The sequence below is a fragment of the Ruminococcus sp. NATIVEDY161 genome (assembly GCF_045819895.1).
GTDB lineage: Bacteria > Bacillota > Clostridia > Oscillospirales > Acutalibacteraceae > Ruminococcoides.
Window position 1 is genome coordinate 542,268 of the sequence record NZ_CP162392.1, and the last position, 24,122, is coordinate 566,389.

The following is a 24,122-nucleotide window of genomic DNA, read 5'->3' on the forward strand; positions in this document are numbered from 1 at the left end:
TATCATCCTCCTTAGTTGCCGTTTGGCATATAACGGCCGGGTGCGATGGTTGCATCATTGTAAATGGTGAAGTAAACAGGCTGCTGGCTGACGATGACATCGGTCAGGTTGCCGGTACCATCACCGTTACCGATGTAAGCAAACGCCTTGTAGACAATGGTATGGTTTTTATTGAGATCTCCAACATTGATGTCGCCGTTAGCATCTGCCTGACTTTGTGTCTTAGGTGTTGCATTGTTCAATCCGTAATAGTACTGCATACGGTTTTTATTATCCAAACCGCTGTTTAGGTCGTTAGGATTCTGATGCACATCAAACTGAGATTTTGCTAATCCGTTGAAATTACCTGCTTCAATCCTTGCTTTAACTTCATCCGGTGTTAAACCGCCGTAACCCGCAGCAGAAGAGTAATAAGTGTCATCTTTTACAACATATTCGCCATTAACTTTCTCCAAGTATGCAACAGGCTGAATAATTAATCCGGCTTGTTTTTGTCCTGCAGGAAGTTGATTCAACTGTACCTTTGGATTGTTATCAAAGGTGAGCAAGAAGTCGGAGTAAATACGGTCTGCAGCACCTGTACGACTGTTGGGAACACCTGTACCGGCGTCGCCATTGTTGTACTGGTTACGTGAGTTCTCGATGAAGGTAATGCTTACGCCGTTGCCGTCAACCGCATAACGTGCTCTGTTTACATCGGGATCAAATCTGCCGTAATCGTTATACGATGTCGGAGGTGATGGCATTCCTCTTGTTGCAAAGGAGACTTCATCATACATCGGAGTAATTACACAGTTCTGGAAAATTGCGAGGTTGAACTCGTAATCGTAGCAGCGTGTGTATGTTCTTGCAGCATTATTTGCAGTTGCTTCAGTTTTTACACTCCAATACTTGAAGTACTTCGGTGTGTTTTCTTCGTAAATAATAAGCGGAGCCTTAACGAATTCAGGTTTACCGGCAATTCCCTCGTGTCTTACGTCATTTGTAACGAACCAGTCGCGGCCGTAAATGTCAGTCTTACCCTGTCTGTTGGTATCGGCCTTCATTACCTTACCGTCATTTTCAACAGGTATAAATTCGTTAGATTGAGTTGTCGCGTACGGGAAATCAAAGTAAGCGCTAAGCTGATTGTTTTCAGCTTCTACGCTGATAGCAAGCTGCATAGTATAATCCGAAGAGCTATATCCTCTACCGGTAATAGTTGAATTCTTGCTGAAGTCAATCGTTTTCTGGAAGTTATCCTCATACGGAGCTTTCTTACAAATGAAGCTCAGTTTCTTAGTGTCATTCTGGAAAGCAAGATCGCCGTTATTCAAGGTCATATACTCAGTAAGGTCCTCAGGAGCAAATGAACCCTTAGCTGTATAGGACTGATCACCGTATGACTTAACATAAGCGGGATAAGTGTACTTAAGCACATATTTATAATCGGGAACAATCAGCTTTGAAAGATACGGAAGAACAAACTCTCTCCTATCAAAGCAAGCGCCTGCATTAAATGTGATAGTCGCATACTTTGTGCGCTGATCTGTGCTGGATGATAATTCAACAGTTTCACTATGAGGACCGGGAGCGTTGGTGATTACATTACCAAGAATGCTGAAATGATCAAACTGAGTAAAGCCTTTCATCTCGGTCTTAAGATAAACCTTGATTCTGTAGTCAGAACCACTGTAAAAATAGTCAGAAGGTACAACAAGATCCTTGCCCTTAGCGTATCCGTCTGCCTCGTCACCGCCGTAGGTTGCAACAACATTGTTGGCGGCAGAAAGAACCTGAACCTTAACATATGTGTCACCCTCGGCTGTTGAGTCGGATGTTGGGTCAATATTATGGTTGATTGTAAGCTCGGGGCGTTTAACGGTATGCGAGAAGTAGGTAAGCGTATCGAATTGCTGCTTCGGGAAACCTTCCTCAATCTCGAACAAATCGTCAACGGGAACTTCGAATGAAGTAGTTGATGTAGTGCCTGAGGTTGTAACATCAGACGAGAAGTAGTTGGGAGAATGTGCGTCATCATTTGCGCTAAAGCGATCAAATGAAGTGTCGCTCTCTACAACTGTCTTAAGAGTAACTCTGAGGGTATAGCCTGAGTTATATGACATAACGTTGGTATCGGTAACAGAGAACATATCCGCTCTCACAAAGTGATCTGTACCATTGCCGGTAATCCATGTCCAGTTTGTGCCGTCGGTGCTCTTTTCTACACCGATATAGGTGGTGCCGGTACCGGTAGAACCATCAGCCATTGTGTGGTTAATAGTCAAGTGACCTGCCGGGTTCTTGACATAACGCGCTACGAAGGTCGCGTTAGATGTCATCTGTGACTTACCGGTAAGTTTCTTGATGTCATCAGCATTTACCGCGGTCGAGATTCCGTCACGCTCCATGTACCAGCCCTGGAAAATATATCCTGAGCCTTTGGTAGCAGCAAATTTGTAGTAATGGTTAAAGTTTGAATAAATTTTACCGTTATAATCGGCTGTATCGTGGAAGTTCTCTAATTCGTACGGGCCATCGTTATCTGACGATTTATTTGTAAAGTGAACGGTAGCGCCGGTTACTGTACCGGTGTTGGAGTCGCCTTTGTAGGTATCTGTAGTCCAAACGGTAGTATCGCCTGTGTACTCGTTGGTGTAGTCAATACGCAGGTCTGCGTTAATTTCTTCACCTTCGTAAGAATAAAGCCAACGTCCGTCATTACGTGTAGCAATTTCAGATTTTCCATTGGTCATACTCCAGAATTTTGCATATGAACTATTATTCTGAATTGCGCTTTCATAGGTTATTAATGCGGGAGTTTCCTTGTACGCCAACAAAGCCTCGTACTCATCAGCGTAGTCAGCAAGCTTGTGACCGGTTGTTGACGGGAAACCATCTTTGTCAGTAACAGCAGGATAAGTACCTGTGCCAAGCCTTGCCTGTGTACCTACGATAAGCGCGGAAGGAGCAATTTCGGTAATCTTTGTATAATTTGAACCGTCCTTGCGGTATACTGTCCAAGTTGTAGCATAACGGCCTGCGTATGTGATCGCATAGTCGTCCGAAACTACAAGCAAGGGTTCTTTTGTCTGATCCGCGTTTGAAAGCTGCTTGCCGAACAGGTCAACAGGTCTGTCGTGGTAATCGAGCAGCGGCTCCCAGCCGTTTTCAAACAATGTGTCCTTATTAGCTACTGCAAAGCTTTCGTAAGGAGCAGGAACATATGCGTTACCGGTATCACTATATTTCTGAGTTGTAGTGTTATCTGAGAAGTTGTTTGTTACTGTCCTGTGCTTAAACGCAAAAGTAATCTGGTCTGCCGCCTTCTTGTTTGTTGTTGTCGATTTACCGTTAGGTTCGTATCCGTCGGATGTCTCCTTGTAAATCTTATAGAAGTCATCGTAGTCATAGGTCTGCAGGTGGTCGTCTACCTCACGGCAATAGTCGCGGTGTACAATATCGAAGTAATCGTTAGACAGTGTAACACCCTGAATTGTTTTGCTGTTATAAGATGTCGGAATCTCAATAAAGCGACGTCCGCCGTAGTTGATAACCGGCTGACCGGGATATCCACCGAATGCGTTATTCTTATTTTCAGTGTTTTGATAATAAGGATAGATCGAAAGGGTATTGCCCCAACCTGTGTTCTGGAATGCCTCGTCGTAGTTTTCAATATAGAACTGAACGGTAGACAAGTCCTTACGGTAATAAATCGGGGTAATTTCCAAATAATCCTTGTCAAAATCAGCAGGAATATTGAAGGTCATTGAATATTCGCCGCCTGATTTCCATGTATACAGCTCGGGAGTTACACCGTTGACAGAGAAGCCCTTTACATAGTAATTGGTTGTGTAAGTTGGGGCGATTGTTGTGGTAACGGTAATGCTCTGTCCCTTAGTTGCAACAGCGGTTTCAAACTCGCTGTGAGATGTTACATTGGTAACAACACCTGTTACTGCTGTAATCTTTGTGTCGGCAATACTGGGCAGATAATCATAATCAGTGTGATTACGGTAGGAAGCGTCTTTAGCGTAAACGCTTACCTTGCTGATATCCGTGTTAAACACAGGAATAATGCGGTAGTTGTTTGCCTTGAAGCTGTGGTTGCCGTCGCCTTTAGACGTTTGCGCATGACCGCTGCCGTCATCTGGACCGAGGTCGATAATCAAAGCCTTAACGTCAGAAGATACAGTGAACTTACCTTCGCAGCATTTTTCCTCGAAGTACTTTTTGTTTTCATCTCTACCTAAATCGGTAACGTAATTGCTAAATTCTGTTGAACACCATACTTTACCTGTATCATTGAAATAATACATTTGCTTGTATTTTTTTTCAGTGTTATCGGGGTTCACCTTATATGCACCGATATAAAATGTTTTATTTGTGCCTATTGTATCAATATAGGCGTAAACATGACCATCACGGACATAAGTCTTTGAGAAAGTCCAGTAATTTGGATCGTTGCTGTAACCGTAACCAAACCAAGTAGCATCTGTCTCAGTACCCCTGCTTGCGGTGAAATATACGCGAGCAGTAGCGTCGCCGCTTAAAGAAGAGATGGTTCTGGTCGTTCCGGTACCGGTGCCGCTTCCTGTCCAGCCTTTAACAGAATTGCCGGTGCTCGGGTATGCTGTGATTGTTACGGAAGTGCCTTCCATAACAGGAGTACCTGAGGTGATTGTCTTTCCGCCTGCTGTCGCAGAGACTGTACCGCCTGCACCGGCTGAGAAGTTAACTTTATAATATTTCTTCTCAATAAAAGTAACTGTAGCTTTATGTTCACGATAACTTGAATACATCGTCTTAGAACGCGAAGTTTCTGTTGTTTCATCATCAGTATCATCCGATGTAAATCCGGTTGTTGTTAACTTAGTCTTCCAGTTAGTTGTATCGGAAGGTTTGAAATTCAAAGTAGTGCCGGTGCTCTTCTTTGCAAAAGCATTGGTATATGTGTTTGCCATATCACCCTTATCAGGGTTGGTGACATAATACTTAACGGGGTAATACTCGTCAGATGCTTCAGCAACTGTTCCTCCTGCCTTCTGCCCTGTTCCATCCCAGTTAATAAAATATGTCTTTCCACTGGATACAGCTAAATCTACAGTCTGGTAAGTCCAACTACTGCTATCTCTAATAATTACATTTGTAGAACCGGTATAACTTCTTGTATAAAGATAGCATGTATATCCGCCATATGTCATAGAATTAGCATCTGTTGTTGTGATATCATACGCTGTATTATTATCTGTCCAATATACCTGCTTGGCGTTTGTGGCAGATCTGATCAAGAGTTTGATCTTGCCTGTTTCAGGCTTTGCAAACTCGTCAAATTTAGCATAATAATTTCCGGACGGACTGGTTACGGTATAATCCTGACTGGTGCTCCGTGCCGTGCCACTGCCGGCAGCATTATCATACCAGCCGACAAATTTATAACCTGCAGCAGGTCTTGCACAGAAGTTGACCTTGTCACCTTCAAGAACTTTAGAACCACTGTCAATTGTATATTTGATTGTGGACGCTGAATTATGATACAAACCGACATTTACATAACCGTAGCCACTTTGACCCGTACATACGCCGTAGGTGATAGTGTTGCTGTTTTTAGCATGTACTTTTGCGTAAACTGTAATATTATTTTTAGGCATAGAAGAAAGAGTGCGCGTCATTGTACCATTCGTGATTTCCGTATTATTCGCATTCGAGCCAATCTTTACTTCTGAACCGTTATTATTATTCAGATAATACAGATAATCAAGCGCATAAAGACTGTCAGCTTTCGCTGTTACGGTAACGCTGGCACCCCACTGTTTCGACTGAGTTGAAGAAGGTTCGGTTATAGTAAAGCCCGTTCCAGTGCCCTTAGATACTGAATAGCTCTTGGGTACAAAGATAGCGTTAACGGTTGTGCTGCCTGTTACGGTAGCTGTGGTTGTTGCTGACTTATTGTTTGCGTAGGAAAGGTTTGCGTTAGTTTCCCACTGGCTGAATACATAGTCAGTGCCTGCGATTGCGGACAGGTTAACCGTGCCGCCGTAAGGTACGTTTGTACCGTTTGTTACATTGATTGTACCCGCCGCAGCAGTAACTTCGCCGCCAACCTTCGCGCTGCCCGCCGTAACGGTTGAAACCGCAGGATTAACGATAACTTCAATTGCGCTGGTTGTAGAAAGCTTTGAGTCATCAAGGTAGATTGTTATGTTTGCATTCTGTTTAAGCGAGAACTTGAAGGTATTATCAGCGCCTGCATTTGTTTTACTCGTTCCCTGCAAGATGTTGGAAGCGTCAGTGATTGCGCCTTTGCCCTGTTCATAACCCTTGTCAGTCTCCCAAGAAGTATCGGGATCACCTTTTGTAGTAAGGTCAAGGATACGGAACCGGAAATAACTTGATGCGTCTTTGCTCGCATTGATATTTGTATACTTAATCTCATACTTACCAACAGCGCTGTTGTAGGTCATCTGGTTGCGAGTGCCCGCTCCCGACCAAGTATTCTGCCAGTTTGTAGTATTTGTAAGCTGTTGATCACCGGTAACAATCATCTTGTGATTGGTGGTACAAGAGCTGCTTGCCGTACCCTTCTCGAGTTTAATCTTTGAGCCGGAGCTGTAAGAAACCTTAACTGTATCTGCAGAAGCCATTGCAAAATATACGCCCTGCTTTCCGTCAAAGCCCTGAGTATCTACAGCAGAAGTGGAAAGTCCACTTACATCAGCGCCCGTCAGCCATACTGTACCCGTCGAAATATCTGTAGCAGAAGTGCTGATAGCGATGTAATAATTCTTTCCGTAGGTTGCAGAAAAAGTCTGCGGCGATGTTCCGAGACAGGTATAATTGTCTGCTGTGCTGCCGCCGCTTTCGGCCTTCCAAATATAATACGTCGCGCCGAGTTCTTCATCGCCTGTCACCTTCGCCGCGTCGGTCGCGATCAAGCCAACTGTCATGCACGAAATGAGCATACTGACAGCAAGGATAACAGACATAACCGCGCGTGAGTGGCGTTTTATCTTTGTTTTCATAATTTTTCCTCCATTCTTTCAAATTTGCGGTTAGTATATTTTTAACCGCATATGAAATTTTGCCTAATGTGGTGGTATTCCCTTTGCCGATGTGCCGTCAGTCGTCAGTCGTCAGCCGTCAGTTGGTGTTCCGTTTCTAACGGCTCACGACTAACGACCATGCGCTCTGATTCTTCGGACGTTCAGCTTTTACTGCCTGACCTTCAGTGGAAAACAAGCTGTTATTTTTGTAGGGGCGGGCATTGCCCGCCCGCGGGCGGACACGCGGGTCCGCCCCTACAGGCACAACATTTGCCAATTGTTCCGGCTGAAAAAGGGTATAACAACCCACATTTAGTTAGACTAATTATAACATTAAAATTGTAAATTTTCAATACTGTTTTTGTCGATTTTATATTATTTGTTTAAAATATCTATTATGGTTCTTTATTAGAATTATATGCGCCGGTATATATAATCATTTCGTTAATATACATAAATTTAAACATTTAATTATGTGCATTTCGACAATATGCTAATTAAAATTGGCAAAAAAATACCCTCCTCTGTTCTGAGAGGAGAGTTAAATAATTGATATTTGATATTTGCAGGGTGTGCATTTCGCAGAGGTTTAAAGGCTCCCCCATTACTTGTCATGGGGGAGGCTTTAAATAGAAATCAAACTTTAAATAATAATCACCTCTCCCGAAATATACCGGGAGAGGTATTGATTGTTAATAATTATTCTGCGCTTTCTGCGCTGTCTCTGAGCTTTTTGCGCTTGATGACCTTCAGGCGGCTGAACTCTTCCCTATCCTTTTCGTCGAGGGCGTCGGTAATAAACTTGACGGTCTCTTCAAAACGCGGAATCATAATGTTCTTAAGCGCGTTGGCGCGCTTTTGCGTTTTTTTGATTGACACGGCAAGGCGGTAAACGCTGTTTTCTATCTCCGCAAGCTCGACGGTGAGGGTTTTTACCTTATTAAATAGTATAAACGCCTTGTCTACCGCGGAGTTTGTGCTCCTTGCGCCGTAGTGCAGGAAGTTGTGAACCTCGTTTTCGTCCATTGTGAGAATCGGAATCTCTACTCCCATTACGCTTCGGGAGTCAAGGTGAAGTCCGTCCTCAACAGGCACGGCGTTTGAGATATCCTCGCAAAAGCCGTTTGTGATATTGGCGGTCTGGAGCGCGATATACGCTTCCTCATACGCGCCGTCAATCTCGGACTGGAGCTTGTTTGCGTGGTCGATAAGCGTCATCATCTCGCGAATTAAAATATTGCGCTTGCGGTCGAGCAGCTCATAGCCGTTTTTGGCGAGAGCAAGCGACTTTTTTGAATTCATCAGGTTGCCCTTGGTGGGCACTGCCTGTACAGCCATGATTACACCCCTTAACCTTTATAATATACGTCAAGCACCGCGTCGTCTACACGGTCAAGCTCTGCTCTTGGCAGGGTTGAAAGGAGTTCCCAGCCGAGGTCAAGGCTCTGCTCAATGCTTCGGTTCTCGGTAAAGCCCTGGTTTACGAACTTTGCCTCGAACAGCTTGCCGAACTCGATGTACTTTTTATCAATCGGAGAAAGCTCCTCCTCGCCGATAACCGAAGCAAGCGCTCTGGCGTCGATTACCTTTGCGTATGAAGCAAATAGCTGATTTGCAAGCGCCTGATGGTCAGCGCGGGTATAGCCCTCGCCTATGCCGTCCTTCATCAGTCGCGACAGCGACGGAAGTACGCTTACGGGCGGATAAAGTCCCTGACCTTGGAGCGTTCTGTCGAGAACAATCTGTCCCTCGGTAATATAACCTGTAAGGTCGGGAATCGGGTGGGTGATGTCGTCATTCGGCATTGTCAAAATCGGAATTTGAGTTACCGAGCCCGGTCTGCCCTTAATCATACCTGCTCTCTCGTAGAGCGAAGCGAGGTCGGAATAAAGATAGCCGGGATAGCCCTTTCTGCCGGGGATTTCGCCCTTTGAGGACGAGAACTCACGCAGAGCCTCGGCGTAGGAGGTCATATCCGTCATAATTACGAGAATGTGCATATCGAGCTCAAACGCAAGGTATTCAGCGATTGTCAGGGCGCAGCGCGGCGTCAGTGTACGCTCGATAATCGGGTCGTTACTGAGGTTAAGGAGCATTACAACTCTTGACAATACGCCGCTTTCCTCAAAGCTGCGGCGGAAATACTCCGCGACATCCTTTTGAACGCCCATTGCTGCAAATACTACGCCGAAGTTGTTGCTGTCGGCTCCGCTGATTTTCGCCTGGCGTACAATCTGCACCGCCAAGTCGTTATGCGTCATACCTGAGCCTGAGAAAATCGGGAGCTTTTGACCGCGGATAAGCGTCATAAGCGTGTCGATTGTGGAAATTCCTGTGTTGATGTAGTTTTTCGGGTACACGCGCGATACCGGGTTAATCGGCGTGCCGTTGATGTTCGCCTTTTTTACCGGAAAAATGTCGCCGAGGCCGTCAATCGGTCTGCCTGCGCCGTCGAGCACTCTGCCGAGAAGCTCGGGAGAAAGCGGCATTTCCATAGGGTGGCCTGTCAGGTGCGTTCTTGTGTTTTTAAGGCTTATTCTTCTTGTGCCCTCAAAAACCTGAACCACGATTTTTTCGCCCTCAATCTGCACCACACGTCCCTGGCGGACTGTACCGTTTTCGAGCTTGATATCGACAATTTCTTCGTTGGAAACGCCCTTTACGCCGTCCAAAACAATCAGCGAGCCGTTGATTTCTTTTACGCCTACATAATCTATAATCAAAGCGTTTCCTCCTTAGTTCAGTAATTCGCCAAGCTTGTCGTCGATTTCCTTAAGATAATCGTCGAACATATCAAGGCGGCTGTTGGGAATATCATACTTCATCTTGGTGAGCTTATCGAACAGACCAAGCTGAATGATTTTTGAGATTGGGATTTCACGCGCGACAACCTCTTTTGCCTTTTCGTGAAGGTGCAGGATGACCTGCATCATCTTTTTCTGCTTTTCGAGCGGAACATAGGTGTCCTCGGCGTGGAAGGCGTTTTGCTGTAAAAAGCCTACGCGGATTGCCCTTGCCGTCTCGATTACGAGTTTTTGGTCGTCGGGCAGAACGTCCGAACCGATGAGCTTTACAATCTCCATAAGCGAGGCTTCCTCCTGAAGCAGCGCACTTATGCGGTTGCGGTACTGTACAAAATCCTCACCGAGGTTTTCCTTAAACCACGGGTCGAGGTCGTTAAAATATTCGCTGTAGCTGTCTATCCAGTTGATTGCAGGATAGTGACGGGCGTAGGCAAGCGCCTTGTCGAGCGCCCAGAATACGCGCGTAAAGCGCTTGGTGTTCTGGGTTACGGGCTCCGAGAAGTCCGAGCCCTGGGGAGAAACCGCGCCGATAAGCGTAACGCTTCCCTCTCCGCCGCTGAGTACGTCGGCTCTGCCGCCGCGCTCATAGAACTCCGCGAGACGTGAGGGCAGATACGCCGGGAAGCCTTCCTCGGCAGGCATTTCCTCAAGTCGTCCCGAGATTTCACGCAGAGCCTCTGCCCAACGCGAGGTGGAGTCCGCCATCATCGCAACGTGATAGCCCATATCGCGGTAGTACTCCGCGAGGGTGATGCCTGTGTAGATTGAGGCTTCACGAGCCGCAACAGGCATATTCGAGGTGTTGGCGATAAGGGTTGTTCGGTCGGTCATAGGTCTGTTGGACTTAGGGTCTATCAGTTCTGAGAACTCGTCGAGAACCTGGCTCATCTCGTTGCCGCGCTCTCCGCAGCCTACGTAGATGATAATGTCGGCGTCGCACCACTTTGCAAGCTGGTGCTGGTTCATTGTTTTTCCTGTACCGAAGCCGCCCGGGATCGCCGCTGTGCCGCCCTTTGCAATCGGGAACAGCGTATCCATTACACGCTGACCGGTAATCAGCGGAATTGTCGGGGTTAGCCTTTCTTTAACAGGTCTGGCGGTTCTGATAGGCCACTGCTGGCAGAGCGTGAGCTCGTGCCTTTCTCCGAGGTCGTCCTCGATAACGGCTACAACATCGAAAAGCTTGTATTCGCCGTCGGGCTTAACCTCTTTTACAACTCCCGACAAATCGGGGTGAAGCATAAGACGGTGCTCGATAATAGGCGTTTCGGGCAGGGTTGCGTAAATCTGTCCGCCCTCGAGCCTGTCGCCGGGCTTAACCTTCATGGTAACTGCCCAGAGCTTGTCGGGATCGAGCGAGGATACCGACGCGCCTCTGCTGATAAACGCGCCTGACTGCTCCTCAATCGCCTTAAGCGGACGCTCGATACCGTCAAAAATATTGTCAAGGATGCCCGGGCCGAGAAGCACGTTCATCGGCGCGCCTGTACCCGTAACCGGGTCGCCGGGCTTAAGACCTGTTGTTTCCTCGTACACCTGAATTGTGGTGAGCTTGTCGGTGATACCGATAATCTCGCCTACGAGGTTTTGTTCACCGACGTGCACCATCTCCATCATCTCGAAGCTGTCGGTGTTTTTTACAGTTACAACAGGGCCGTTGATTCCGTAAATAACATTATCGTTCATAATCATTCACTCTTTCAAATGCTTTAGAGTACGGAGAGCTCCGCGTTTTCGACAAACCACTCGCGCTGTAAGTCAAGCTTGCTGTCGAGGGTTTCGTCGGCAATAATGCCCATGCTCTCGCAGTAGGCTTTAACGCCTCCGATTTGGATTGTCTTGTCAGCTTTAACTTCCGAGCCTGCGCTGAACAGACTTTTGAACTGCTCCGCCTCAGCGATATCGCGCTCGTTTACATATATAATACAGTCTTTTCCGCCGAAAAGCTCCGCGACTGCCTTTGCGCTGTCGTTGAGCTTTGCACGGTACTCAGCGGTCTGAGCGTAGGCTTTGAGCTTGTCGGAAGCGAGCTTAAAGACCTCCTCGGTCATCTGCGCCCTTGCGATGTAAAGCTGCTTTTGCCCCTCCTGGGTTTTGGTGGCGAGCTTTGCGGTCTGGCTGTTGTGAACCTCGTTGAGCTTTTGCTTTTTGAGCGCTTCGCTGTCGCGCTTCGCCTTTTCCTCGGCTTCCTTAAGGCGTTCGGATTTGAGCTGTTTTACCTCGCCCTCCATCGCCTTTTTCTGAGCGCCTGCGTACTTTTTTATCGCCTTTAAAAAGTTATCGGTTTTATTTTTTGGCATAAGTTTACCTCTCAGCTTTCGTAATAACGCTTACAGCTTGACGCCGATTGCGTCCTGAACGTACTTGGTAATGCTGTCCTTGGTTCTGCCGTTGCCGTGACGGTCGGGGATTTCGACAATCAGCGGCTTTTTGCGGTTGAGCTTTAGATCGTATACGATGTCGGGACAGAGCGACACAAGCTTTTCGGTCATTAGAATTACCGCGATATCCTCGCGTTCAATCGCCTTCATAAGCTCGGCTCTTACCTCGTCCTCCTCGTGGACAACCACGCCCGGAATTCCGGCAAAGCGCATTCCCATTTTTGTATCGACGTTATCACTGATTAAATAGAATTTCATTTATATCACTTAGCCAATCTTGTTGAGAATAAGGATAGAAATAAGCATACCGTAAAGCGCAACGCCTTCACCGAGTGCAACAAAGATGATTGCCTTACCGAACGCCTTGGGATCCTCGCTTGTTGCGCCGATTGCCGCAGGAGCAGCGTTACCAACAGCGATACCGCCGCCGATACAAGAAAGACCTGTTGCAGCCGCAGCAGCGATATAGTTCATACCTGCAGCGCCGTCAGAAACAGCGGCGTCGCCTGTAGCAGCGCTTACAGCGAAAGGACATACCATACAAATTGCAAATACCGCAGCGAATGAAGCGAGCTGCATAAGCAGGGTTCTCTTTCTGCTTTTGCCTGTCGATACGGCCTTAACTGCGATAAGAACCGAAGCGATTAAAAATACAACGGGTAAAGCCATAAATAAGAAATCAAAAATTGTCATAATATTAAACCTCCAAAGATTATTCCGATTTTATTTTTACGGGTTCAAACGGTCTGCCCTCGCCCGAATAGAAACGGCTGAACATCTCGTAATACTCAAGCCTTAATACCTGAATTGATACAAGCAGCGCCTCGAGCACTGTAACGATGATATTGCCGACTACGACTATTGCTATAAATCCGACCGAACCGGGATTGCCGACGGATTCGGCAAGGACGAACACAACGTTCATCATACCTGCGTGAACCAGCACAAACGCGCCTACACGCAAAAAGCTCATTGTGTTTGTTACGTAGCCCAAAAGAACCTCGATGGATTCAAAAAGATTTTCCACGATATATCCGCCCCAGCTCTCGGGCTGCCAGTCCTTTTCGCCGTTTACCAAATCTCCGAGCGGTTCGGAAAAGAAAATCAGTATGAACGGAAGGACGATAAGTCCGAGGATATACGGTAAGGTCATAACGTGAATTCCGAGGAAAAGCTCTGCGACAAGACCGAAAACAATCGAGCCGTAAAAGAGAATTCCTGCGACTCCGCTGGTGCTGAACAGCGCCTTGCCGTAGTTTTTCTGCCTAAACGACGTGTAGACGTTAAGGCACATCGCGACAATCAGCAGGAACACGCCTATGCCTACGGCGGTGAAGATAATCGTCATCGTAAACTCTGGCGCCATAACCTCAATCGGCTTTTCATTAAAGCCGAGCCTTACGAACATCGGGTCGAGCGCGTGCTCAAAGCCGAACACACTGCCGAACAGGGTTCCGAATACCATTGCCGAGATACCGCACGGGAAAAGAATTCTGCCGATCGGCATTTTCTTGAGCTTCCACATAATCAGGCCTGCGATTGCGATACACAAGCCCTGACCGAGGTCGGCAAACATTATTCCGAAAATTATTACGTAGGTGATCGCGACGAACAAGGTCGGGTCAATCTCGTTATACTTCGGAACACCGTACATTTCGGTGTAATACTCGAACGGCCTTGCAAGGAAAATATTTTTGAGCTTAACGGGCGGACGTTTGTCCATCTCATTTTTAGCGTCGGAAAAGTCGAGCTCAACACTGCGGATTTTCTTAAGACGCTTTTTAAGCTGCTTTTTATTTTCCGTCGGGATCCAGCCGACTATAATAAAGCTGTTGTTGTGCTGCAACGCCTTACTGCGGATTCCCGCGTAAAGGTACAGCTCCTCGAGCTTTGAAAGATAGCGCGTAATGCGCTCTGTATTTTCGTCCAAATATTTATCGAGCTCTTTTTCCGCACTGCTCAACTGCTGCTCAAGCTGCGGAATTTCGCTTTTATAGCTCTCGATTTTCTGGGCGGGAGTTTCGTCCGTACCGACCAAATCGGTAGGCTCAAAATACAAGCCCTCAAAAATTTTGTCTATCTCGTCAAGCTTGTCGTTAGGCGCGAAATACACGCCCCAGCTATGGGTTTTGTCCTCTGTGCAAACGGCGAAGTCGACAAACTCGTTATCCTTGTAAACCTCGAGCTTTTGCACGCTGTCCTTGGACAGTCTGCCAAACCTTGCGGTGACAAACTTTGTGCCGAGCACCTTTTCGATTTGGACATCAAGCCCCGAAAAGTGCTGAACAACACTGAGGTTTTGCTTGGCATTCGCCAAATCCTTTGCCGCTGTCTCGCGCGCATCAATCAGCTTGTCGATTTCAGCCGTAGTTTCCTTTGAAAAGCTTTCAAGCTCCTCAAACGACGGGCTGAAATCGCTCACGTCTGTCAGCGGAAAGCTGCGTTTTGTCTGATTAAGCGCGGATTTAAGGTTTGTCAGAGGCTCGGCATAGCTGTTTTTTGTTTGCAGGTGCGTAAAATCCTTTACGTCGGGATAGAAGTTATCCACCTCGTCCGGATGAAACACACCGGATTCTCCAAGTACCGTGATGACCTCGTCGATGTGGTCCATCAATCCGATTACGTTCACGGCCTGCATGGATGATACCGCCAAAATTAGTTCACCTCTTTATCCCAGTCAGTGAATTATCAGAGACTGAATGGTTTTAGTGTCGAGCTGATATCTTATTCCCTCAATTAAGCTGATAACATTCATCAGCTCGATTTCGGAGAGGAACATAAACGATATCATAACGACCGAAGGGTTGTTTGAAAAATGTATATTCTTTTTTGCCAGTTTATACTGCACGCGCGGACTGATGTCGCTTGCGTGATTGTAGCCGATTTTGCCGATTAATCTTCCGCAGCCTGTGCTCTGCATAATTTGGAACACCTCTGCCGAGGACTCCGCATGACACATACGGTCAATCAGCCTTGGGCTCAGTGAGCTGAACTCAGGCAGCATATTGGCTCTGATTACCTCGGGCGGAAGGTTATAATATTTTTTCAATCTCAGAATTCTTGAAAAAATACTGTAATCGTTCATTGTGCGGAACATTGACTCGAGCTCGGTGCGTTCACTGCCCTTGGTTTTCTTTTTAATAAGCTCCAGCATATTTTTAAGAATGCATCCGTACAGCCGGTTTTCAATGGTAGAAACCGGAAGCATACCCTTTGAATCGGGCTTGTATACCTTTACAATGTCGTAATAAGGCGTGCGGCTGAGCGCTTGAAGAAAGTCGTCGTAGCTTTCAGCCTTGGCAAGCTGCACCATATCGAGCTCGGTATGCTTTGACAAAAACGACGGAAACTGAAAAATAAACTTCTCGGTTGAGTTTGAGTTGAGCAAAATAAGGTATCTTACAATCTGCTCGACCTCGGTTTTCTCTACAACATACCGCGAAAAGCCTGCGCTTACGCTTGAATCGTAGCGGCAAAGCGAGTCGAACTCGTTAAAAAGGTACTGCCGCAAGAGCTGTTCGAGCCGTCCGCGGTGAACGTCGCGCTCGTTAATTTCGGAAAGCACCGAGGCAAAGTGGGTATGTGATTTAAGATACACCATAACCTCGGGCACGCTTTGGCACGCTAAAAGTCCCGAGTAATCGCGGTCGCTCAAAAATCTGCTGTATTTTGACCTCGCTTTGGCGAGTACAGCGTAGGAAGTGGTGGACATACAATCACCTCCCTGTGTTTATCAGCCGATTACGCGGCTGACGATTTCATCCACCCATCTGTCGCGGTTTTGTTCGTAGTCCGCCTTAAGCTTAATCAGCGATGATTCCTGCTTAACGGAAATATCCCTGAACTTTCGGTCGGTCCGCTTTTCAAGATAGGCTTCGCTTTTGGCGATTTCCTCCTTGGCGTTATCCATGTATTTTTGATAAATCGCCGCAGCTTCCTCATCAATCCTCCGCCGCTCTTCCTCGGCAGCCTTTTTGTTGGCTTGTTCAAGCGCCTGGGCTTCGGCGTCGGCCTCGACGATTCTTTTAATCATATCCTGCAAACAATTCACCTCCTAATGATGAAATAATCAATATTTTCTGCCCTAAAAAGCTCAATTTACGTAAAAAAAGGAAGAAGATTGCTCTTCTTCCCCGAGTGGGTAATTTCTTCAGCGCTTTACGGCGGCGAGCGCCAAAAAGAGGGCAATTTTGATTGTCATTATTATACTTTTTTATTGTTAAAATGTCAATATACACGAAAAGATTTTTTACTTTCCTTTAATATATTATTCAATAATTCAACTCTGTTATTAAAGCGGCAGGCTTTAGAAGATAAGTAAAACGGCGTTTTCAATTAATTAAGAATATGTAACTTGCGTTTTTACACATAAAAATGTATAATCATTATTGAATGAAAATTAGGGAGGTTTTGAAATGCGGATTGATTTTACATCTCTGGTTACGATTATAATACTAATCTGCTTACTTGCATTTTATATACTTTACGTCATCGCTCAGTTTAAGCTGATGACAAAAGCAGGCGAAAAGTGGTGGAAGGCGCTGATACCGTTTTACAATGTTTTTACCGCGCACCACGTTGTCGGAATGAGCCACGTCTGGTTTATACTTGAAATTTTTTGCTGGATTACCGAGATTGTGCTCGAAGTATTCCACGGTATTCCACCTGTTTTCGGTTTGATTTTCGCCGTGCCGACCATCGTTATCACCGCGCTTTCCGAGGTGATTTACGCAATTAAGCTGTGCGACTGCTTCAGAAAAGGCATAGGCTACAAAATCGGAACAATTCTGTTTACCGAGGTGTTCTTAATGATTTTCGCCTACGGCAAAGCAAAATTCAAAAGGCCTGACAAACACTGAAATTACAACTCCGCTTTTACGGCGGAGTTGTTGTTTTTTCATCATAAAATATTTAGTGACATTTGTTGTTTTTTGATGTATAATTATTTTATTAAAAGGTCAAAAGGAGTATATCTTTATGAGACACTCTGTATTTTGGAAAATTATTTTAGGTTTAACCATAGTTTTAACGCTTGCCGAAACAGGCGTACTGATATTTTTGTATCAGTACACCTACGACCACACGATTAAAGACTCAACGGAAGACATTAAATTTGCCGCGTCGTCGTCGGCACTCGCGCTTGAAACCTACGATCCTGATGACTTGAATGACTTTATCGGCTGCGAGGATTACCTTAACGGCGTCTGCAGCGGCTTGGGCATAACATATTTATATGTACTTAAGCCGGATATCGAGACGAAAGATGAATTGTACCTCGCAAGGGGCTGGGGCGGAAACGCCTCGGAAGAATATATTAACCACCGTTATTCGGGGTATCTTGCCAAGGGAGTGCTGAGAGACGAGCAAATCAGAGTTATGAACGGCGAGGAATGTGTTGTTATACACGAAAAAAACGAGTATGACGATACGCTGATTTGCTATACACCGGTCAAAAAGCACTGGTCAAAAGCAAAGCAAACCACTGTAAACGAGATTAAAAGCATGGTATGCGCCGAGATTTCGATTAAAAGTGTATTGGCAAACTTCAACCAGAAATATCTCAACTTAGCGGCAACGATTGTCGGCGCTACCATTGTAATTTTAATACTGACGGGAATTGTCCTGTATTTCAGGGTTTCAAAACCGCTGAAAAGAATAAGCGGAAGGATGAAAAACTTCGTCTCGCAGAAGGGCGCGTTTTTTGAAAAGCTTCCTGTTAAGGGCAAGGACGAAATTGCGGAAATGTCCAACTCGTTCAACAATATGGCGGAGGATATCGACCGTTTTATTACCGACCTTTCGGAGCTTAACCGTCAAAAAGCCGAGCTGAACATCGCAAAAAACATTCAGCGCGGACTTTTGGAAAAGCCCGATTTTGAAAATGAATACGTCACAATCAACGCCTCTATGGTTGCGGCAAAGATTGTCGGCGGAGATTTGTACGATTACTGCGCGCTCGACAACGGCAACATTTTTGTGTCAATTGCCGATGTTTCGGACAAGGGCGTTACGGCGGCACTGTTTATGGCGAGGGCTGTCACAATGCTTCACCAGTATGCAAAGCTCAGCTATTCACCGTCCAAAATCCTTTACGAGTACAACAACAGCCTCGCAAAGCACAACCCGAACCTGATGTTTATCACGACCTTTGCGGCGATTTACAACCCGAAAACAAAGGTGCTGACCTACTCAAACGCAGGCCACAATGTTCCGTATATCATCTCGGATACGCTGATTAAGCTCGATGACGAAATCGGCTCGGCGGCAGGTGTGTTTGAGGATGAAGCTTATCCCGAATTTGAAATTAAGCTAAACGACGGAGATATGCTGTTTTTGTACACTGACGGCGTTACCGACGCACAGAACAGGGACGGCGGATTTTTCGGAGAGGAAACGCTCGAAAGAATTTTGCTTGAAAGCAAAAGCTCAGGCGCAAAAGGTGTTGTAAACGCCATTAACGATGAGATTAAAGCCTTTGTAAGCGGTGCGGAGCAGTTTGACGACGTAACAATGCTGGCACTTCAAATAAATTCCGAGAGCGGCAACCGCCTGCGCCTTGAAGCGAAAACCGAAAACCTCGTAAAGATTGAGGATAAAATTTCAGCACTTGATTTAAGCGAAGAAATGCGCGTTCAGCTCAACATTATCGCTGAGGAAATTTTCGTTAACATCTGCTCGTACTCCTATCCCGAAACGGCAGGAGAGGTTGACGTGATTATCGAAAACGAAAACGGCAAGGTCACATTGACCTTTGAGGACAGCGGAATTCCGTTTAATCAGGGCGAAAACGTCATTGACATTGAGGATTACGATTCCGAAAACGCCGTCGGCGGACTTGGAAGGTTCATAACATTTTCAATGGCCGATGATTATTCATACGAACGCAAAGACAATAAAAACATCTTAAAAATAATAAAAAATATTCAAGAGAATGTTTGAGAAAAGGAGAGCTATATATGAATATTAACGCAAATTTAGAAGGCAATGTATGCACTTTAGCTGTTGAGGGCAAGGTTGATACCCTAACCGCGCCGCAGTTTGAGCAGACATTTGAGGAATACTCCGAAAAATGCGACAAGATGATTTTTGACCTTGCAAAAACCGAGTACATTTCCTCGGCAGGACTGCGCGTTATTCTGGTCGCTCACCGCAAGATGGAGCAGAAGGGCGGCCTCGTGCTCAAAAACCTCAACAAAAACGTCGATACCATCATCACCATGACCGGCTTCAGAAAAAAATTCAATATTGAATAATCTTTAGTAATAACTAAACAAATCTTTCTCTGTAATCTTGACTAAATTATACTTTTATGATAGCATATAAATGATGAAGTTTGCCGAATACTGACAGTGCAAGCTAATAAAAATTTAGGAGGAATTACCGATGTTTGGAAACGACGTTAAGGCGGATTTGAGCTATGACGCTCAGGTAAAAATAAAGGAAATTGTTGAACAGGCTATTGAGGACAAGTTCAAAAAGACAATCGTTAAAAAAATCAGAAGAAAGATAATCAGAAATCTTATTATTGCAGGAGTAGTTGTCGGCGGAACTTTTGTTGTTGCCAAAAACTACGATAAGATTGCCGGATTTGTAAGAAATCAATTTTGGCTTTAATATTATTGCGGCGCTGTTATGTAACAGCGCCTTTTTTAATACTTATATTTGTAATGGTTTTGTTATAGTCTGTATGATATAATGAGGCTACAATAAAAATAAGGAGTCAACATCATGAAAAAAATATCAATCAAAGGCAAAATCCTCGCGTTATCACTCGCCGCGATTACCGCGTTAACCTCAGCCGCCGCTCTTACGGGCTGCGCAAAGGAGCAGGCGTCATCAAAGACAGGTGAAACCGCCGCTCAATCCGCAACAGAAACAGCAACAGAAACCGCTGCCGCGGACATTGCAACAACCGCGATGCTCGGTGAATCTCCCGAATGGGTGACAAAGCTTGACGCCGCCAAAAGTGCCGATCAGCTTTTTGTTGTAGCCGCTCACGAAAAGACAACCGCTTGGGTGTCGCTGCACGAAAAGGATAAGGACGGCAAGTGGCAGATGGTTATGTCAACTCCCGGCTACATCGGCAAAAACGGACTCGGAAAGACAAAGGAAGGCGACGGCAAAACTCCTGTAGGAACCTTCGGCTTTAACGCGGCGTTCGGAATTGCAAGCGACCCGGGCTGCTCTATCCCCTACACCAAGGTTGACGATAACACCTACTGGTCGGGCGATGTACGTGAAGGAATGCAGTACAACAAGATGGTCAGCATAAAGGACTACCCAAATCTTGACAAGGACAGCTCTGAGCACATCATCGACTACACCAGACAGTATCAGTACTGCCTGAACATCAGCTACAATTCAGATTGCAAAACAGACGCAGGCTCAGCGATTTTCCTGCACTGCTTAGGTCCTAACAAGCCCTACACCGGCGGCTGTGTGGCGATTCCCGAAAACCAGATGAAGTTCGTTATGCAGAACGTTAAACCGAATTGCGCGGTTGTTATTGATTCGCTCGAAAAGCTCGGCGGAGAATTCTAATATATAACGTTACCTGATACAAATAAAAACGCGCCCTGCTGTTAAGCAAGGCGCGTTGTGTTTTGTCTAAATAACTGTTAAGCCGTGCGGTTTTTGCTGATTCTCTTATAAACGGGCTTCATGGTAAGTCCCTGAATTACCGTTGTGAAGAATACTACAGCGTAGGTACAGCCGAGAATGATAAAGTAAATGTTCTCAGGCACCATATCCTTTGTGCTCATCGCAAGCGCTACCGAAAGTCCGCCTCGCAGTCCTCCCCACGTGAACAGCGTTATAAAGCCGCCGCGGGTGAAGTTGTCGGGGATTTTACCCATAAACAGCGAGGAAATCGCAAGACTGCTTGAACGTGAAATCAGGTTTGCGATAATCGCGATAGCCGAGAGCAGGAGTACGTGCTCCATTCTCAGAATGCTTATAAACGACAGACCGAGCAGGATATAAAGCAGTGAGTTGAGGAAAACGTCGAGGGTTTCCCAAAACGAATCGAAAATTTCCGCGTGTTCCTTTTCCTCGTTCTCGCAAAATCTTGAACGGAGCTCTGAGAACAGAATTCCGCAGATTACCGACGCAATAGCGCCCGAGAAGTGGAACACCTCGCAGAGTGAATAAGCGAGCGAAACGGTGAGCAGGCTGATGAAGATTTTGAGGAATTTATGCTTGCTGAAGCGATACATCAGGAAGCAGACTACCGTTACAACAATACCTACAACAACAGCGCCGATTACCTCTCTGAACATTACGCCGAGGAAGCTCTGGTCCGATGAACCCGAGGCTTTAACCATACCTGAGAAGCATACGAACAGCGCAACGCCGATACCGTCGTTAAAGAGCGACTCGCCCTGAATAAGGAACGAAGTTTTCTTCGGCAGACCGAACTTGCTCAAAATTCCCGTAGCCGCGATCGGATCGGTCGGCGCGATAATGCTGCCGAACATAAGACATACGGGCAGTGAGAGATTTAAGTTGAAAATCATACTTGCGCCGTAGATGAGCAGTCCGTAAAAACCAGCTCCGAGCAGGGTGCACACGAGCGAGAGCACCGTTACCTGTCTTGCCATTTCCTTGAAGTCCTTAAGCTTCATATTACATGAGCCGGCAAACAGCATAAAGCACAGCACTCCGTGCATAAGAAAATCATGGATGTCGAAACTCTGTACTTCTTTCATAATGTTTCCGACAGGTGTGTCGCTGAACACGATTGTGCCTACCAGCACAAGCACGCCGAGTATCGTCGCAAACAGCATAAGAGCTATTTCGTAGGTGAGCTTTGTAACCTTCTCATTGAAAAATCCGAGAACGCAGACAAGCGCAATTACACCGACGAAAATATACATTGTTTCCATATACTACATTCCTCCTCTTATAAAAACAATTTTCTTACTATTATAATATAACAAATATTGTGAATAAAAACAACCTTTTTAAATAAATTGATACATTTTTTAATAAAATCACCAATCAGCCTTAATAATCGGCTAAAATAAAAACAGATAGACATATTTTGGCAGCCATGGTATAATAAAAAAATGGATAAGAAAAAATTACTCGGAAGCTTACTGCTGGTTTTGACAGCAGTTATTTGGGGTACGGCGTTTGTTTTTCAGCGGACGGGAATGGAGCAGATTGAACCGCTCACTTTCAGCGCGTCAAGAATGACCTTGGCGGCTGCCGCGATAGGCATTGTGTCGCTGTTTTTTAAGGACTCTGCTCCCTCCTACAGTGAGGAAATAAAAAAAGCAAGGCGTAAAAACACGGTAATCGGCGGAATACTCTGCGGAATATTCCTCGCCGCGGGAAGTATATTTCAGCAAATCGGACTGGTTTATACCACCGCAGGCAAGGCAGGGTTCATCACCGCGCTGTATATGCTGATTGTCCCCATACTAAACCTTATAATATTCAGAAAGCGCAGTCCGTTTACGGTGTGGATTGCCGTGCTTATGGGCATTTTCGGAATGTACCTGCTGTGTATGAACGGCGGTTTCAGCCTTTCGCAGGGCGATACCTACGTTGTAATTTGCGCGTTTATGTTCAGCGGACACATCCTGTGCTGCGACCGTTTTGTTGAAAAATGCAACCCTGTTAAGCTGTCGGCAATGCAGTTTGTCACCGCGGCGGCTGTGTCGTGGATAGCGGCGTTTATTATGGAAGCACCGAGTGTTGATAAAATTATCTCGGCGGCTGTACCGATTCTCTACTGCGGAATAATTTCGGGCGGAGTCGGCTACACACTACAAATCGTCGCGCAGAGGTTTACCGACCCGACGGTCGCCTCGCTGCTGATGAGCCTTGAATCGGTATTTGCCGTAATTGCAGGCGCGGTGTTCCTGAACGAGCAAATGAGCGTGCGCGAGCTGATAGGCTGCGCGGTGATGTTCGCGGCTATTATTCTGGTTCAAATCCCCATTAAACAAAAACAAAAATCAAATAAACAAAACAACACGCAGGCTTAATAGTCTGCGTGATTTTTATATTTATACTAATTCCTGATAGAAAGTAGACTTATATTTTGCGAAGATATTTTTCGCAAGACAAGGCGGAGGACGCCGCAAGGCTGGCGCCTTGCAAGGACGACAACGCAGTATTGCGGAAAATAGTCCGCAAAGATTGTCTACTTTTTATTAGGTATTAGTATTACGCTCCTGCCCGTTTTTATAGGCAAAAAAATTACGCGGCAGCCGGAGCCGCCGCGCGTTAAAGCTAAGAATTATTAATTTCTTCTGATTGCGGGCAGGAACATCATTGAGAGACCTGTCTCAATGAAGAAGATACCAATCAGTACGCCCTCTGTAATTGCAAGAGCAGCAGGACGGAAGAATGAGTAAATACCAATCAGGACTGCGATAATTCCGAGGATTAGCTGTAAAATCCAAAGTCCTGTGGGGATCGCTTTTCTTGTGATTGCGATTGAAGTATAGATATCAACAATACCCATAACAACAAACCAACCTGCAACGATGTAAAGCATAACACCGCTTGCGAGCAGGAACATATTGGGTACGCAGAAAGAAGCGATACCGAGCAATACACTCAAAATGCTGAATACAAAGCCAATTCCGAATCTCTTAAATCTGATTGCGTTAATGATGCCGAATACACCGTAAACGGTAACCATGATGATAAGGAAATAGCCGGTGCTCATAAAGGTAAGTACGGGAGTAAACATACATGAAAATCCGCCAATTACCATTAAGATACCTAAAATGATGAATAGTACGTTCATAAATACACCTCTCCGGTAAAAAATTGTATAATACACACACCGCCGACTTTCGGCTTTATACATATTACATATATTATCATATCAATCAATTTCAAATAAGTCAATAGATTTGTTGGTAAATTCGACAAATTTCTTTAATTTTTTTGCAGAT

General features: G+C 45.7%; 18 protein-coding genes. 6 read left to right on the plus strand and 12 right to left on the minus strand.

Annotated elements, in window-relative coordinates:
- Nucleotides 1–11: 11 nt before the first annotated feature.
- The 10 genes from AB1I50_RS02605 to AB1I50_RS02650 all read right to left on the minus strand — a co-directional run bounded on the left by AB1I50_RS02605 (nt 12) and on the right by AB1I50_RS02650 (nt 16,249).
- A complete protein-coding gene (locus tag AB1I50_RS02605; RefSeq protein WP_407724653.1) occupies nt 12–7,001 on the minus strand; it encodes an InlB B-repeat-containing protein in 6,990 nt (2,329 codons plus the stop codon).
- A gap of 720 nt (nt 7,002–7,721) precedes the next feature.
- Nucleotides 7,722–8,360 (minus strand): V-type ATP synthase subunit D, encoded by a 639-nt coding sequence (locus tag AB1I50_RS02610; protein WP_407724654.1) that lies wholly within the window; start codon nt 8,358–8,360, stop codon nt 7,722–7,724.
- Nucleotides 8,361–8,371: 11 nt separating this feature from the next.
- Complete coding sequence (locus AB1I50_RS02615; RefSeq protein ID WP_407724655.1) at nt 8,372–9,745, minus strand: V-type ATP synthase subunit B; 1,374 nt, start codon at nt 9,743–9,745, stop codon at nt 8,372–8,374.
- 12 nt (nt 9,746–9,757) lie between these two features.
- Nucleotides 9,758–11,512, minus strand: a complete 1,755-nt coding sequence (locus AB1I50_RS02620; RefSeq protein ID WP_407724656.1) for a V-type ATP synthase subunit A — start codon at nt 11,510–11,512, stop codon at nt 9,758–9,760.
- Between the two features lie 23 nt (nt 11,513–11,535).
- Nucleotides 11,536–12,126 (minus strand): V-type ATP synthase subunit E, encoded by a 591-nt coding sequence (locus AB1I50_RS02625; protein WP_407724657.1) that lies wholly within the window; start codon nt 12,124–12,126, stop codon nt 11,536–11,538.
- 30 nt (nt 12,127–12,156) lie between these two features.
- Nucleotides 12,157–12,465: a V-type ATP synthase subunit F gene (locus AB1I50_RS02630; protein ID WP_407724658.1), complete on the minus strand. Its 309-nt coding sequence runs from the start codon at nt 12,463–12,465 to the stop codon at nt 12,157–12,159.
- Nucleotides 12,466–12,474: 9 nt separating this feature from the next.
- Complete coding sequence (locus AB1I50_RS02635; RefSeq protein WP_407724659.1) at nt 12,475–12,900, minus strand: ATP synthase subunit C; 426 nt, start codon at nt 12,898–12,900, stop codon at nt 12,475–12,477.
- A 19-nt stretch (nt 12,901–12,919) separates the two neighbouring features.
- Nucleotides 12,920–14,860, minus strand: a complete 1,941-nt coding sequence (locus AB1I50_RS02640) for a V-type ATP synthase subunit I (protein ID WP_407724660.1) — start codon at nt 14,858–14,860, stop codon at nt 12,920–12,922.
- 24 nt (nt 14,861–14,884) lie between these two features.
- Complete coding sequence (locus tag AB1I50_RS02645) at nt 14,885–15,919, minus strand: V0D/AC39 family V-type ATPase subunit (RefSeq protein WP_407724661.1); 1,035 nt, start codon at nt 15,917–15,919, stop codon at nt 14,885–14,887.
- Nucleotides 15,920–15,940: 21 nt separating this feature from the next.
- Nucleotides 15,941–16,249, minus strand: a complete 309-nt coding sequence (locus AB1I50_RS02650; RefSeq protein ID WP_407724662.1) for a hypothetical protein — start codon at nt 16,247–16,249, stop codon at nt 15,941–15,943.
- A 373-nt stretch (nt 16,250–16,622) separates the two neighbouring features.
- Here AB1I50_RS02650 and AB1I50_RS02655 point away from each other — a divergent pair, with 373 nt between their 5' ends.
- The 5 genes from AB1I50_RS02655 to AB1I50_RS02675 all read left to right on the plus strand — a co-directional run bounded on the left by AB1I50_RS02655 (nt 16,623) and on the right by AB1I50_RS02675 (nt 20,748).
- A complete protein-coding gene (locus AB1I50_RS02655) occupies nt 16,623–17,066 on the plus strand; it encodes a DUF5684 domain-containing protein (protein ID WP_407724663.1) in 444 nt (147 codons plus the stop codon).
- Between the two features lie 118 nt (nt 17,067–17,184).
- Entirely contained in the window at nt 17,185–19,146 is a 1,962-nt protein-coding gene (locus AB1I50_RS02660; RefSeq protein WP_407724664.1) for a SpoIIE family protein phosphatase, read from the plus strand.
- A 17-nt stretch (nt 19,147–19,163) separates the two neighbouring features.
- On the plus strand, nt 19,164–19,460 hold the full coding sequence (locus tag AB1I50_RS02665; RefSeq protein ID WP_407724665.1) for an STAS domain-containing protein: 297 nt from the start codon (nt 19,164–19,166) through the stop codon (nt 19,458–19,460).
- Nucleotides 19,461–19,590: 130 nt separating this feature from the next.
- Nucleotides 19,591–19,821: a hypothetical protein gene (locus AB1I50_RS02670; RefSeq protein WP_407724666.1), complete on the plus strand. Its 231-nt coding sequence runs from the start codon at nt 19,591–19,593 to the stop codon at nt 19,819–19,821.
- Nucleotides 19,822–19,935: 114 nt separating this feature from the next.
- A complete protein-coding gene (locus AB1I50_RS02675; RefSeq protein ID WP_407724667.1) occupies nt 19,936–20,748 on the plus strand; it encodes a L,D-transpeptidase family protein in 813 nt (270 codons plus the stop codon).
- A gap of 77 nt (nt 20,749–20,825) precedes the next feature.
- Here AB1I50_RS02675 and AB1I50_RS02680 read toward each other — a convergent pair whose 3' ends face one another.
- On the minus strand, nt 20,826–22,091 hold the full coding sequence (locus AB1I50_RS02680) for a cation:proton antiporter (RefSeq protein ID WP_407724668.1): 1,266 nt from the start codon (nt 22,089–22,091) through the stop codon (nt 20,826–20,828).
- A gap of 183 nt (nt 22,092–22,274) precedes the next feature.
- On the opposite strand from AB1I50_RS02680, the gene AB1I50_RS02685 reads away from it, so the two are divergent.
- Nucleotides 22,275–23,201 (plus strand): DMT family transporter, encoded by a 927-nt coding sequence (locus AB1I50_RS02685; RefSeq protein WP_407724669.1) that lies wholly within the window; start codon nt 22,275–22,277, stop codon nt 23,199–23,201.
- A 257-nt stretch (nt 23,202–23,458) separates the two neighbouring features.
- On the opposite strand, the gene AB1I50_RS02690 is transcribed toward AB1I50_RS02685, so the two are convergent.
- Entirely contained in the window at nt 23,459–23,971 is a 513-nt protein-coding gene (locus AB1I50_RS02690; protein WP_407724670.1) for an HdeD family acid-resistance protein, read from the minus strand.
- Nucleotides 23,972–24,122: the final 151 nt, after the last annotated feature.